Genomic DNA, 13,074 nt, shown 5'->3' with positions numbered 1-13,074 from the left:
ACGTCGGACGTCTAACGCTTGCGCACGAACACCGTGCCGGCCGAGTAGCCGGCGCCGAAGCTGCAGATCAGGCCCGTCTCGCCCGGCTTGAAGTCGTCATTGGCCGTGTGGAAGGCGATGATCGAGCCGGCCGAGCTGGTGTTGGCGTATTCGTCCAGGATGATGACGTTCTCGCCGGGCGCCGGATCGCGCCCCAGCACCTTGCGGCCGATCATCTCGTTCATGTTGATGTTCGCCTGGTGCAGCCACAGGCGCTTCAGGGTCGAGGGATCCAGGCCCAGGTCCTGTGCGTGCTCGACGATCATCTCGCTGACCATCGGCACCACCTCGCGGAACACCTTGCGGCCTTCCTGGACGAACAGCTTGTCCTTGGCGCCGATGCCTTCCGGCGCGGCGTTGTTGAGGAAGCCGAAGTTGTTGCGGATATTGTTCGAGAACTGGGTCTTCAGCCGCGTGCCGAGAATCTCCCAGCCGTCCTTGGCCTGGTCGGCGTCCTCCACGATCACCGCGGTCGCCACGTCGCCGAAGATGAAGTGGCTGTCGCGGTCCTTGAAGTTCAGGTGGCCCGAGCAGATTTCCGGATTGACCATCAGCACCGCCTTGGCGCTGCCCGTGGTGACGAAGTCGGCGGCGGTCTTGATGCCGAAGGTGGCCGACGAGCAGGCGACGTTCATGTCGAAGGCGAAGCCCTCGATGCCCAGGGCCTGCTGGATCTCGATCGCCATGGCGGGGTAGGGGCGCTGCATGTTCGAGGCGGCGCAGATCACCGCGCCGATTTCGCTGACCGGCTTGCCCCAGCGTTCGATCGCCTGCTTGGCCGCCTCGACAGCCATTTCCGCCAGGATCGAGATCTCGTCGTTCGGGCGCTCGGGGAGGATCGGGCGCATGACTTCGGGATCGATGATCCCGGCCTTGTTCATCACGAACCGCGATTTGATGCCCGAGGCCTTCTCGATGAATTCGGGCGAGGAGGGGGCGAGGGCGACGACCTCGCCGGCCGCGATGGCCTCGGCGTGGGCGGCGTTGAAGCGCTCGACGTAGGTGTTGAAGGCCTCGACCAGTTCGGCGTTGGAAATGCTGTGGGGCGGGGTGAACAGCCCCGTGGCGGCGATGACGGCTTGCGGCAAGACGACGGTCCCGATGATACGCGCGGTCCTCTTCCTGTCTCCAGGATGGCCCGCGTTCTGACAGTTGTTTGACGCCGTAGATAGCACGGAAGCCAGCCTCGTCATCCAGCGCCTTTTTGGCCCCGCCACGCAATGGCCCCAAACGCGGCCGTGAACCGCCGCATGCCCGCCGCGTTATCCGCTTAGCTCTAGGCTGGCTGAGGGAGCAAAGAGTACGCGTAGAATAGGAGAACAACAATGAAGACTCTCATCGCCACTACCCTGGTCGCTGGTTCGGTTCTCGCGATCCCCATGTTCGCTCAAGCTCAGAATTCGACGGACGTCTATGGCTCGGTAAACTATGGCCAAACTCGGACGCGTGGCGCCGACACTGGCGCTATTCAAGGGCGCGTCGGCGCCAAGTTTACGCCTAATTTCGGCGTCGAGGGCGAGTTGGCCGGCGGCGTCGATGGCGACACCGTCTACACGCCGGGCGGCGCGGCCAAGGTGAAGATGCAGCATCAGGCCGCCGCCTATGCGGTGGGCTACCTGCCCGTGACTCCCAATCTCGACCTTCTGGCCCGCGTCGGCTACGGCACGACCAAGTTCGAGACCAAGAACCCAGCCGCCACAAACTTCGACGGCAGCCGTGAGAGCTGGAACTACGGCGTCGGCGCCGAATACAAGCTGGATGGCAAGAACGGCGTCCGCGCCGACTGGACGAAGTCCGAATACACCAAGAGCGACCTGAGTTCGAAGACGGTGTCGGTCGGCTACGTCCGCCACTTCTAAACGCTGATCGTAAGATCGCTGAAGAGCGGCGCGTCCTTTGGGGCGCGCCGTTTTCTTTGTGGCGATACGCTTGACGACGGCCCAAGACGCCCGTCAATCTGAACAGCAATAAGATAAGGGGAGGCGTGTCGGGCTTGGACAAGGCGCTGTTGATTCAGCTGGGCGGATCGGTCGTCGCCGTCGCCTTGCTGGTGGCGATCGCCGCCTGGCTGGGCGTGGCCAGGCCCACGCCGCCGCTCGACGCCGAGGCGGCCGGGACGCTTCTGGCCCTCGAGTTTCCCGACCACCGGCCGGAGGCCGTCTGGATTTCAGCAGATGGGTCGGGCTTGATCGCGCGGGCGAACGACGAGGCCCTGCTGATCTGGCGGCGCGGCGACGGCTACGTGGCCCGTGAGGCGGCTTGGAGCGCCGTCTCCGCGCTTCGCCCCAGCCATGGGCGCCTTTCCGTCAGGGTGGGCGATGGCGCCCCCGTCTTCGCCGTCGCCGACGATGTCTGGCCGCCCAAGGACCTCGCCTGATGCTGCACGCGCCCTTTGATCCGGTTCAGCTGGCGATCCCGTTCTTCGTGCTGGCCATCATCCTGGAGATTCTGCTTGGCCGTTTCGGAAAGGCGAGGGCCAATTACGAAGCGCGCGACACGGCCATGTCGCTGTCCCTGGGGCTTGGAAGCACGGTCGCTGGCATTCTCTTCGGCGGCGTGGTCTTCGCCGCGACGGTCTGGGTCTGGAACCATCGGGTCTTCACCATCCCAATGACGGCGATCTGGGCCTGGTTCGCCGTCTTCCTGCTGGAGGACCTGACCTACTACTGGTTCCATCGCATCGCCCACGAGCGGCGCTTCTGGTGGGCCAGCCACGTCAACCACCACACCTCGACCCATTACAACCTGTCGACGGCCCTGCGGCAGACCTGGACGGGTGGCGTCGCCGGAACCTGGCTGCTATGGCTGCCGCTGTCGCTCGTCGGCTTCCCGCCAGCCATGGTGGCGATCCAGAAGGGCGTCAGCCTCGTCTACCAGTTCTGGATCCACACGGAGGCCATCAAGCGCATGCCGCGCTGGTTCGAGGTGGTATTCAACACGCCGTCGCACCACCGGGTGCACCACGCCCGCAACGCCCGCTATCTGGACGCCAACTACGCCGGCATCCTGATTATCTGGGACCGCCTGTTCGGCACGTTCATCCCCGAGGTCGAGGAGGAGCCCTGCCGCTATGGCACGGTGAAGAATCTGGGCAACTTCAACCTCCTGCACAACGTCTTCCACGAGTGGGTGGGGATCGGTCGTGACGTCGCCGGGGCGAAGTCCGCGCGCGAGGTGATTGGCTACGTGTTCGGTCCCCCGGGCTGGAGCCCTGACGGCTCACGCGACACCTCGCATACGCTGAAGGCCAAGTGGCGGGCGCGGGAAGACGCGGCTAGTCGCGCAGCAGAGGCAGCGAGAGCCCCGTTGCCTGACGCGTCGCCAGCATCTCGCGGCGGAACCTGAACAGCTCGGCGGGCCGCCCGCCGGTCTCGGCGTCGAGACGCCCTAGGCCCTCGACCAGTTCCTCGCGTTCGACGACGCGGCGGAAGTTCTGCTTGTGGAGGGGCACGCCGGCGATCGCCTCGACCGTGCGCTGCAGGGTCGAGAGGGTGAACTCCTCGGGCGTCAGCTCAAACACCACCGGGCGGTATTTGATCTTGCCGCGCAGGCGCGAGAGGCCCGTGGCCAGGATGCGCCGGTGGTCGGAAATCATCGGCTCGCCCAAGGCCGCAGACAGTGCCTCGGGCTCGGCGGGGTCGTGGCCGTCGGCGCGGTCGCGGTCACGGGCGGCTTCGGGCGCCAGGCCGGCCTCGTAGAGGAGCTCGTAGCGCTCCAGCACCCGCTCTTCGTTCCACGGCGCGCCGTCCAGCGCGAAGGCCAGACGCGCGCGCGACCATTTGCCGGCGTCGTCGCCCGCCCAGCGGCGCAGGGCGGGGGCGATGGCCTCGTCGAGTAGGGCGGGGCGGCCGGCGCGCCAGTCTTCCCACGGAAAGAACCGGCTCCAAGGGGCCCAGGCGGTGTCCGGCGCGTCGGTGTCGACGGCCTTGGGCGTCAGGCCCAGGTAGCCGACCGAGACGACCCGCGCGGCGCCGGCGCCCACCTCGGCGCGCGGGGCGTCACGGCCCTTGTCGCCGAATGTGTAGAGCTGCTCGACATAGCCGAGCTGGAACCGCGTCTGGGCGGTCACGAAGGCCCGCAGGCCCAGCTCGAACGTACGGTGCGCCTCGGGATCGAAGGGACCGAAGGGCAGGCCGGACAGCGGCGAAGCGATGTCGGTGACGGCGTCGTGCGGTCGTACGGTCAGGACCACGGCTTCCCCGTCGCGGATCGCGACGACCACCGCCGACAGACCGATGACGACCGAGCTGCTCATTCCGTCTCGAACGCCTCGCCTGGAGCCGATTCATAACCCGCCGCTCGCGACAGCACATGGAACCGCTGGACATAGCGGGCCTGCGCCTCGAACGGCGGCTGTGGCGTGATGCGAAGGTCGTAGCCGGGGGGCGGCGCGCCGAAGATCGCCAGCGACTCCTCGTGATTGAAGCCGGCCAGCTGGGTCGCCTCGAAGAAGGCGCAGGCGCGGTCGGCCTGCTTGATCAGCTTCTTGATCGGCGCGGGGGTCTTGGCCGGCAGGCCGAACCGGATGTGGATCGCGTCCTCGAGCCTGGCCTCGAAATCCTTGTAGCTGACGCCCAGCGCCGCCTTGAACGGGCTGATCATGTCGCCGATCACATATTCGCTCGCGTCGTGCAGCAGGGCGGCCAGCCGCCAGCGCGGCTCCAGGTCCGGCTTGATGTGGGCGGCGATCTCCTCGACGACGAGGCTGTGCTGGGCCACCGAGAAGCCGTGGTCGCCGATCGTCTGGCCGTTCCAGCGCGCGACGCGGGCCAGGCCATGGGCGATGTCCTCGATCTCGATGTCCATCGGCGACGGATCGAGCAGGTCGAGCCGACGTCCAGACAGCATCCTCTGCCATGCGCGGGGCTGTTTGCCCTTGTGCAGCCCTTTGGCCACGAGATCGTTCCTCACGGTGAAGGTGGTTGACTGACCCATCGGTTGAGAAAGATCAATGTGGCGGTCGCCGTCATCTGTGGAAATGCCCCTAAAGGGAGTTCGATCATGAGCTGGGCGAGAATTATGGTTCCCCTCGCGGGAACTTCGCACGACGAGGCCGTCGTGCAATCGGCCGCCAAGCTGGCGGGCGCTTTCCAGGCCGAACTGGCCTGCGTCCATGCGCCGGCCGACATGGCCGACCTGATGCCCTGGATGGGCGAGGGGTTCATGGGCGGGGTGCAGGTCACCGCGCTGGAAAGCCTGAAGGAGGCCGCTCAGGAAGGCGCCAAGGCCTGCACGAAGGTCGCCGCCGAGGTCGCCTATCCCCGCACCAAGGTCATCAGCCTGGAGTCGCCGGTCTGGGCCGGCTTGGCCATGGAAGGCCGGCTGTCGGACGTCGTGGTCTTCGACGACGCCGCCGCGCGCGGACGGGGTCCACTGGCCGAGGCCTTCCAGCAACTGGTCGCCGACGAGCAGCGCCCGACCCTGGTGGCCCGTCCGGGCTTCAAGGTCGATGGTGTCGCCATGATCGCCTGGGACGGCGGCAAGGAAGCCAGCCGCGCCATGCGGACGGCGCTGCCGCTGCTGCAGAAGGCGTCGTCCGTCGTGGTGGTCGGCGCGCCGGCCGCCTCGTCGCGCGCCTTCGACCTGGAGCATCTGGCAGCCTTCCTGGCCGCCCGGGGCGTGAAGGCGACGGCCAAGGTGCTTGAGGGCTCCGGCGACGCCGGCGGCCTGTTGCTGAACGCCGCGCGGGATGTGGGCGCGAACCTGCTGGTGGCCGGCGCGTTTGGTCATCCCAGGCTGCAGGAGTTCATCTTCGGCGGGACGACGCGGACGCTGCTCAACAGCGATGGTCCGTCGCTGTTCCTGTCGCACTGATCTCGCCGCAACCTAAGAACAGAGAGAAAGGGGAGACGCCCGCATGTCTCTTTCGCGCATCGTTATGCGTCTGGCGCGCAATCCCGGCACCGAGTTTTCGGGCGGCGACGACCATCGCGGCTACGCCCTGACCGCGCCGCTGACCGAAGACGGCCACATCGACGAGCACGCCTATTCGAAGGTGAAGGCAGAGTGCAGCGTCCGCCGCTTCGCCCCCGACGAGGACGCCGTCGACGGCCGCCTCAACCGCCGCGGCGCCCGCTGGTTCTTCGACTACGACAACGCCGAAGACACGGACGACGAACCGCTGCACCGCCTGGGCGAGCATCGCTTCGCGCTGGGCGAATACGTCACCGTCACCGACGAGGACGGCCGCCCGCTGACCTACAAGGTGATGGAAGTCACGCCGCTACAGTAGCGGGTCTCAACCGCCCACGTTGTGGCGGACGAGGGCCTTCATGTCCTTGAACAGGTCGTGGTCGTCGGTGTCGCGGGTCTTGGCCTTGACGACGGCGACGGCCAGCGGCCCGCCCTTGGGGCCGCGCGCTTCATAGCCCGCCAGGCGGAAGCCCTTCGGGGCCTTGTCGTTGGCGAGGATCAGGGTGGATCGCACCGCGTCGCCGGCCTTGCGGGCGCGGATCTCCGCGCCGTTGTCGTTGGCCCGGATCGAGACGTCGCCATCGTCATTGACGTTGACCTCGCCCTTGCTGTCGTCGCTCTTGACGCTGACGTTCTTGTTGACCTTCACCTCGGCCGCGCCGCCGTCGCTGTTGATGGTCAGGTGGCCAATCCGAATATCGGCGGCCTCGCCATTGGTGTCGATCGAGAGGCCTGGCAGATGAATGCTGCTGGCGTGGTTCTTGTCGCCCTTCATCTGGTGCGGTGGCTTGGGCGTCGGGGGAGGCGGGGGCATGACGCCCCGCAGCTCGGTCTCAATCGGCGCCAGCGCGGCCTCGGCGTCGCCGCCATTCAGGCGCACCAGACGCAGATCCACCGAGGCGGTGGCGGACTCATAGACGCAGGACTGGCCGTCATTGGCGACCGAAACGCGGCGAAGCGCGCCCTGGTGCTCGGGGCAGTCCAGGCGATCGATGACACGCAGCGGTTCGTGCAAGCCCAAGCGGTGCTCGCGCGGCGGCTCCTCGGCGCGATGACAGGCGGACAGAAGCGCGGCCCCCGCGCCGATCATCAGCGTGGCCGCGAGCCATTTCGAATGACGCATAGTTACCCCCGGGGCCTTTCCCTCGTGGCGCGGAAGGTGGTCGTCCGCCCGCCGCGCGTCCAGTGAAATCCGAGTAACCCGGCGGGGACGCAGGCGAGGGGCGACTACTGGCCCGGCCGGGCGCCCGATCCCTCGCGACGCGCCAGGAAGGCCAGACGCTCGAACAGGTGCACGTCCTGCTCGTTCTTCAGCAGGGCGCCGTGCAGCGGCGGGATCAGCTTGGTCGGGTCCTTTTCGCGCAGGACTTGCTCGTCGATGTCCTCGACCAGCAAGAGCTTCAGCCAGTCTAGAAGCTCCGAGGTCGAGGGCTTCTTCTTCAAGCCCGGCACCTTGCGCATGTCGTAGAAGATCCGCAGAGCCTCGGCGACCAGCTTCTGCTTGATGCCCGGGAAGTGGACGTCGACGATGGCCTGCATCGTCTCTTCCTCGGGGAAGCGGATATAGTGGAAGAAGCAGCGGCGCAGGAAGGCGTCCGGCAGCTCCTTTTCGTTGTTCGAGGTGATGATCATCACCGGCCGGACCTTGGCCTTGATCGTCTCGCCGGTCTCGTAGACGAAGAACTCCATGCGATCGAGCTCCTGCAGGAGGTCGTTCGGGAATTCGATGTCGGCCTTGTCGATCTCGTCGATCAGCAGCACGGGGCGCGCCTCGCTCTCGAAGGCCTCCCAGAGCTTGCCCTTCTTGATGTAGTTCTTGACGTCCTTGACCCGCTCGTCGCCCAGCTGGCTGTCGCGCAGGCGGGTGACCGCGTCGTATTCGTAGAGGCCCTGCTGAGCCTTGGTCGTCGACTTGATGTGCCAGGTGATCAGCGGCGCGCCCATGGCCTTGGCGACTTCGTAGGCCAGGACGGTCTTGCCGGTGCCGGGTTCGCCCTTGATCAGCAGGGGACGTTCAAGGGCCACCGCGGCGTTGACCGCGACCTTCAGGTCCTCGGTGGCCACGTAGTCGGAAGTGCCTTCAAAGCGCTGGCTCATGCCCATCTCCGCCGGATCCGCTCCGGTTCGAACAGTTGTTCAAATCGAGCCGTTCAAACTACCGGCGCTCGCGCGCTTGGCAAGGGGCGGCGTGCGCGGCCTCAGCCGTCCAGCGTATAGCCCTTGCCACGGAGCCTGGCGATCATGGCCGCCCGCTGGTCAGCCCAGTCGCGGGCGAGAAGTCCCAGGCCGACGACGTCCACCGGCTGGCCGTTCTTGATCACGTGGTCGCGGAAAAGCGCCTCGCGCTGGAAGCCGTAGGTCTCGTGCAGCTTCCAAACCGCCTCGTTGGACAGCAGCACCTCGCACCACAGCTTGTTGAAGCCCATGGTCCGGAAGACCTGCTCTATGACCCAGAACTCGACATAGGAGCCCACGCCCAGCCCGCGCACGCTGGGGCTGGCCAGGTAATAGGCCCAGGCGCAACGGCGGTGGGTCGGGTCGATGTCCGCCAGATTGGCGAGGCCGACGGGCTCGCCGTTCACCTCGATGATCCAGTACCGGCGATCGCGGCGCGTCGGTATCGCGTCGAACCATCGGTCGTGCTCATCGCGCGCGATCGGGTGGTCCGAGTACATATAGGCGGACACCTCAGGGCTGTTGCGCCAGGCCAGCAGCCGGTCCCGGTCCTCTTCCCCGACGTCGCGCATGCGAACGGTGGTGCTCACGAGTGACGCTCCTCAGCCTTGGCGCGCGGCCATTTCGCGCAGGGCCTGGGCCACCGCGTCCATCGCGGGGTTCCAGTTGGCCAGGCTGTTCGGAGAGAAGATCCGCGCCTGGGGATACCAGGGATAATGATCGCTTCCGAGCAGCGTCCAGGCCGCCGGCGCGGTCAGCATCCAGATCGGCGCGCCGGCGGCGCCGGCCAGGTTGGTGGTCGCATTTGAGAAGCCGATGATCAGGTCGACCGAAGCGCACAGCGCGGTGACGTCGTCGAGATCCTGCTTCAGGTCGATGCCCGGCGGTTGCCAGATGTCGACGCCGAACTCGGACTTGGCGTAGGCGATCTCGGCCTCGCAGTCCCCGTATTGCAGGTTCACGAAGCTGACGCCGGGAGTCTCCAGCACCGGCCGCCAGGCGCCGAACGGCGAAAACTGCCGGGCGCGTTCCGCGTCGAGCTTCAGGCTCTTCCAAAGCAGGCCCACCTTGGGGGCGTCGCCGAGCTTCGCCAGCTCCGACTTCCAGTGGGCCACGCGGGCGGGGTCGGCCTTGAGATAGCCGGCGGTCTTAGGGAAGGCGTCGATCGAGCCGCGAAGCTGGCGCAGGAAAGCGCCCAGCGGCGACCAGTAGTCGAAGCGGCTCCAGTCCTCGATCTCCGGTGCGGCGCGATAGACGCGCCCCTCGTACTTGACGGTCCGGTGAACGGTCACCTCGACGTTGGGGAACGACCTCTGGAACAGCGGGATCAGCCGCCGCTCGACGGCCAGGGTCAGGGAGCCGTCCGGGCCGAGCAGCTCCAGGATGTCGGGCAGCATGTTGGCGAACATCACCTCGTCGCCCAGGCCCTGCTCGGTGCAGATCATCAGCGACTTGCCCTTGAGGTCCTCGCCGGTCCAGGGCTTGCCGGGGATGTTGAAGTTGGGCGCCTCGGTGAGGTCCGACGAGAAGCGGGCGTCGTATTCCTTCCAGCCCTCGGCCAGTCGCCCGAGGGACAGCGACATCGTCGACCGGGCGAAGCGCATGATCGCCTCGTCGGCGGCGGTGTCGGGGCGCTTCAGCGCCTGATCGATGTCCGAAAGCGCGCCCTCGATGTCGCCCATGTCGGAGCGGGCGAAGGCGCGGTTGTGCCAGGCCTTGCTGTAGGCGGGCTCGAGGCGCAGGGCCTCGTCGAAGAAGACGATCGAGCCCTCGGCGTCGCCCCTGTTGCAGACGACCGTTCCGAGCGTGTTCCACAGCGCCGGCGATTCCGGGTGGTCGGCGATCGCCGTCTTCAGCACGTCGATCGCCTCGGATTCGCGGTTCAGCTCGCGAAGGGCGCAGGCCAGGTTGTTCGACGCCTCGATATTGTCGGGCTGGGCCAGCCGGAAGTGCGCGAAGAAGCCGACGGCGAACTCGGGCATGTTCATGCGGAACGCCAGTCGGCCAAGATCGCCGGCCACCGGGCCGTGATCGGCGAGCAGTTTCAGGGCCGCGTCATAAGCACGCAGCGAGGACCCATAATCGCCGAGCTTTTCGCTGGCGATGCCCAGGATGTGCCAGGCCAGGCCCAGCATCTCGTCTTTCTTGAGCAGCTTCAGGGCCAGCTTCTGGGCCAGCTTGAAGTCGTGCGCGTGGACGGCGTTGATCGCCCGCGACAGCAGCTTGGCGTTTTCGACGTTCTTGACGTGCTGGGTGGCGCGCTTGAGGCGCTCGATCGCCTCCGTCGAGGCCGAATCGCCGAGCGCGTCCGCGATCTGGCCTGCGTGGACAGGCGCCGCGACCACGTCTGGCTGCGCGAGGGCGCTGGCGGACGCTTCCAGAGCGCTTTTTCGGGACATGCGGCTTACCTCGGACCAGGGTGTTAACCATGTTTTGAGGCGTTATGCTTAATTGAGTCCTAAATGGCCGTTACACGCCGCAAGAATAGCGGCAAGAACACGTTAACCGGTCCGCGCCTACCTTTACCTCGTTCCGTCGTTCGCGGCGGATCGGGCGAGGCGGCGCTAACGAAGGAGCGATCTTAGGTGCCTTTGAAGCTGTCGCTGAAGCCCGGCGAGAAGTTTGTGCTGAACGGCGCCGTGGTCCAGAACGGAGATCGGCGCGGTGTTCTGGTTCTCCAGAACAAGGCCTCCGTCCTTCGCGAAAAGGACATCATGCAACCGGATCAAGTGACGACGCCGTCGCGTCGGATCTATTTCCCGGTGATGATGATGTACCTGGACGAGAGCGGTGCGGAGAAATTCTATGATGAATTCGCCGCTCGTCTGACTGAATTCATGGGGGTTGTTCGCAATCCCGGGGTTCTTCAGGACTGCATCGCCATCTCGAAACACGTCATGGCGCGTGAATACTACAAGGCTCTGATGCTGAGCCGAAAGTTGATTGAATACGAAGACGAGAGGTTGGGGCATGTCTCTTCGGGCGTATCAGCAGGCGGCGACGCGGGCTGAGAATCCCCGTGAAATGGAGTACCGCCTGTTCGGGCAGGTGACGCGCGCCCTGATGGAAGCGTCACAAGCCCCGGCGGACGATTTCGCGAGGCGGATCGACGCGCTGGATTGGAATCGCAAGGTCTGGTCGGCCTTGGCGACGGACTGCTCCTTGCCGGACAATCAGCTGCCGATGGATCTTCGCGCCAGCATCATTTCGCTCAGCCTCTGGGTCAGCCGCCACTCCAGCGCCGTGATGCGCAAGGAGGAGGATTTCGAGCCCCTGATCGAGATCAACCGCATCATCATGCAGGGCCTGGCCGGGCGCGCCGACGCCGCCTGATTCTGCCTTTTTCGCAAGACTGAACGTCTTGCCTACTTCATCCGGAAAAACCTGCCGCCCGGCGAATCCTGCATTCGCTGGGCGGTTTCGTTTTGCGCTCAGCCAGGCGACTTAATCCTTATACTTCAAACATTTAGGTGCCCGCCGAAGCTTGGCTGCGGGTGGCCCGCCGTTTGCGATGGTTCGCGCGGGCAAAACGCCCGCCCGGCGCACGCCGGAGAAATCCGACCAAAACGGTAGGTAGCCAATGCTGAACTCTATCAACACCAATCCTGGTGCGCTTCTGGCGCTCCAAAACCTGAACGCCACTAACACGGAGCTCTCCACCACTCAGGGCCGTATCAACACCGGCAAGAAGATCGCTAACGCCAAGGACAATGGTGCGATCTGGTCGATGGCTAAGATGCAGAGCGCGAGCTCTCAATCGCTGAACGCCGTGAAGGATTCGCTCCAGCGCGGCCAGTCGACGATTGATGTTGCTCTCGCGGCAGGCGACACCGTCACCGATCTGCTCATGAAGATGAAGGAAAAGGCCCTGGCCGCTTCCGACACTTCGCTGAACACCGCTTCGCTCAAGGCCCTCAAGTCGGACTTTGAGTCGCTCCGCGACCAGATCCAAAAGGCTGCGGACAACGCGACGTTCAACGGCATTAGCCTCGCCAACGGCAAGACTGCGAAGCTCGTCTTCCTCGCCAACGCGGACGGCGGCAGCTTCACGGTCAACGCCCAGACCCTCGGTCTCGCGGGTTTGGGTCTGTCGTTGACGGCGACCTTCAGCACCGCCAGCGACGCCAAGACCATGATCGCCAAGATCACCGACGCGTTGCAAACGGCCACGAACAAACTGTCTTCCCTGGGTACGTCCTCGGTCGGTCTGGATACGCACCTGACCTTCGTGGGCAAGCTGCAGGACAGCCTGGACGCCGGCGTGGGCAACCTCGTCGACGCGGACCTGGCGAAGGAAAGCGCCAAGCTTCAGTCGCTGCAAACCAAGCAGCAGCTCGGGGTGCAGGCTCTCTCGATCGCCAATCAGAGCCCGCAGACGATCCTGTCGCTGTTCAAGGGGTGATCTCCGATACGCCGGGCGGCCTCGAAAACCGCCCGGCGCCTCTTTCCTCCGGTGCGCAACATGTGCCCGGCAATAATTACCTATGGCGAAAGGCTCTCGGCAGAAATTGCCGGGAGCCTTCGTCGTTAATGAAGCTATAACTCAATAAAATCAGCAACTTGATGTGGCGGCGCCGGGCGGCAGTTTTGGCCCGGCAATTGCTTCACACCTTTTCGAGCAAAACGCTCCCGGCAGCCAAAATGGCGTCGGAGACCTTGAAAAGGACCCTATTCGTATGCCGCTGAATAGCATCAATACGAACGCAGGCGCTCTCATCGCCCTGCAAAACCTGAATGGCACCAACAGCGAGCTGCAGTCCGTCCAGCAGCGCATCAACACGGGCAAGAAGATCGCCAGCGCCAAGGACAACGGCGCGATCTGGGCGATGTCCAAGACCCAATCCGCCAACGCCCAGTCGCTGAACGCCGTGAAGGACTCGCTGCAACGCGGTCAGTCCACCATCGACGTCGCCCTGGCCGCCGGCGACACGATCACCGATCTGCTCG

The 13,074-nt window shown here is 65.4% G+C and carries 16 protein-coding genes; 9 read left to right on the top strand and 7 right to left on the bottom strand.

The window, feature by feature from the left end; genetic code table 11:
- Nucleotides 1-11: 11 nt before the first annotated feature.
- Nucleotides 12-1,127, bottom strand: coding sequence for a beta-ketoacyl-ACP synthase III (locus DI526_RS13100; RefSeq protein ID WP_304278567.1), 1,116 nt, complete (start codon nucleotides 1,125-1,127; stop codon nucleotides 12-14).
- A gap of 237 nt (nucleotides 1,128-1,364) precedes the next feature.
- Here DI526_RS13100 and DI526_RS13095 point away from each other — a divergent pair, with 237 nt between their 5' ends.
- From DI526_RS13095 to DI526_RS13085, 3 genes are all read left to right on the top strand, one after another.
- Complete coding sequence (locus tag DI526_RS13095; RefSeq protein ID WP_304278565.1) at nucleotides 1,365-1,898, top strand: porin family protein; 534 nt, start codon at nucleotides 1,365-1,367, stop codon at nucleotides 1,896-1,898.
- Nucleotides 1,899-2,023: 125 nt separating this feature from the next.
- Nucleotides 2,024-2,416, top strand: coding sequence for a hypothetical protein (locus DI526_RS13090; RefSeq protein ID WP_369692010.1), 393 nt, complete (start codon nucleotides 2,024-2,026; stop codon nucleotides 2,414-2,416).
- Nucleotides 2,416-3,384 (top strand): sterol desaturase family protein, encoded by a 969-nt coding sequence (locus DI526_RS13085; protein ID WP_304278562.1) that lies wholly within the window; start codon nucleotides 2,416-2,418, stop codon nucleotides 3,382-3,384. Before DI526_RS13090 ends, DI526_RS13085 begins: the two co-directional genes overlap by 1 nt.
- On the opposite strand, the gene DI526_RS13080 is transcribed toward DI526_RS13085, so the two are convergent.
- Nucleotides 3,314-4,294: an NAD regulator gene (locus DI526_RS13080; protein WP_304278559.1), complete on the bottom strand. Its 981-nt coding sequence runs from the start codon at nucleotides 4,292-4,294 to the stop codon at nucleotides 3,314-3,316. The genes DI526_RS13085 and DI526_RS13080 overlap by 71 nt on opposite strands.
- Nucleotides 4,291-4,935: an HD family hydrolase gene (locus DI526_RS13075; protein ID WP_304278556.1), complete on the bottom strand. Its 645-nt coding sequence runs from the start codon at nucleotides 4,933-4,935 to the stop codon at nucleotides 4,291-4,293. Before DI526_RS13075 ends, DI526_RS13080 begins: the two co-directional genes overlap by 4 nt.
- Nucleotides 4,936-5,040: 105 nt before the next feature.
- Between DI526_RS13075 and DI526_RS13070 the strand changes: the two genes are divergently transcribed.
- Nucleotides 5,041-5,853 carry a universal stress protein gene (locus DI526_RS13070; RefSeq protein ID WP_304278554.1) on the top strand — a complete coding sequence of 271 codons (813 nt, stop codon included), beginning with the start codon at nucleotides 5,041-5,043 and terminating at the stop codon, nucleotides 5,851-5,853.
- A 43-nt stretch (nucleotides 5,854-5,896) separates the two neighbouring features.
- A complete protein-coding gene (locus tag DI526_RS13065) occupies nucleotides 5,897-6,271 on the top strand; it encodes a hypothetical protein (protein ID WP_304278553.1) in 375 nt (124 codons plus the stop codon).
- A gap of 6 nt (nucleotides 6,272-6,277) precedes the next feature.
- Here the strand turns inward: DI526_RS13065 and DI526_RS13060 are convergent, their stop codons facing one another.
- The 4 genes from DI526_RS13060 to DI526_RS13045 form a co-directional block, all read right to left on the bottom strand.
- On the bottom strand, nucleotides 6,278-7,075 hold the full coding sequence (locus DI526_RS13060) for a hypothetical protein (protein WP_304278551.1): 798 nt from the start codon (nucleotides 7,073-7,075) through the stop codon (nucleotides 6,278-6,280).
- A gap of 104 nt (nucleotides 7,076-7,179) precedes the next feature.
- Nucleotides 7,180-8,049 carry a MoxR family ATPase gene (locus DI526_RS13055; protein WP_304278548.1) on the bottom strand — a complete coding sequence of 290 codons (870 nt, stop codon included), beginning with the start codon at nucleotides 8,047-8,049 and terminating at the stop codon, nucleotides 7,180-7,182.
- A 101-nt stretch (nucleotides 8,050-8,150) separates the two neighbouring features.
- The gene (pseH, locus tag DI526_RS13050) at nucleotides 8,151-8,699 is read right to left on the bottom strand and encodes a UDP-4-amino-4,6-dideoxy-N-acetyl-beta-L-altrosamine N-acetyltransferase (RefSeq protein WP_304278631.1); all 549 of its coding nucleotides are present in this window, start codon (nucleotides 8,697-8,699) and stop codon (nucleotides 8,151-8,153) included.
- A gap of 30 nt (nucleotides 8,700-8,729) precedes the next feature.
- On the bottom strand, nucleotides 8,730-10,526 hold the full coding sequence (locus DI526_RS13045; RefSeq protein ID WP_304278547.1) for a tetratricopeptide repeat protein: 1,797 nt from the start codon (nucleotides 10,524-10,526) through the stop codon (nucleotides 8,730-8,732).
- A 186-nt stretch (nucleotides 10,527-10,712) separates the two neighbouring features.
- Here DI526_RS13045 and flbT point away from each other — a divergent pair, with 186 nt between their 5' ends.
- From flbT to DI526_RS13025, 4 genes are all read left to right on the top strand, one after another.
- On the top strand, nucleotides 10,713-11,138 hold the full coding sequence (gene flbT, locus DI526_RS13040; protein ID WP_304278544.1) for a flagellar biosynthesis repressor FlbT: 426 nt from the start codon (nucleotides 10,713-10,715) through the stop codon (nucleotides 11,136-11,138).
- On the top strand, nucleotides 11,098-11,460 hold the full coding sequence (gene flaF / locus DI526_RS13035) for a flagellar biosynthesis regulator FlaF (RefSeq protein WP_304278541.1): 363 nt from the start codon (nucleotides 11,098-11,100) through the stop codon (nucleotides 11,458-11,460). Before flbT ends, flaF begins: the two co-directional genes overlap by 41 nt.
- Nucleotides 11,461-11,707: 247 nt before the next feature.
- Nucleotides 11,708-12,529 carry a flagellin gene (locus DI526_RS13030; RefSeq protein ID WP_304278539.1) on the top strand — a complete coding sequence of 274 codons (822 nt, stop codon included), beginning with the start codon at nucleotides 11,708-11,710 and terminating at the stop codon, nucleotides 12,527-12,529.
- 274 nt (nucleotides 12,530-12,803) lie between these two features.
- Nucleotides 12,804-13,074 (top strand): flagellin (locus DI526_RS13025; protein WP_369692008.1); only part of this gene is annotated, 271 nt, incomplete at its 3' end.

This window comes from Caulobacter segnis (assembly GCF_003243465.1).
GTDB classification, from domain to species: domain Bacteria; phylum Pseudomonadota; class Alphaproteobacteria; order Caulobacterales; family Caulobacteraceae; genus Caulobacter; species Caulobacter segnis_A.
The sequence above is the reverse complement of the archived record's forward strand: the minus strand, read 5'-3'. Positions and strand labels throughout refer to the sequence as shown.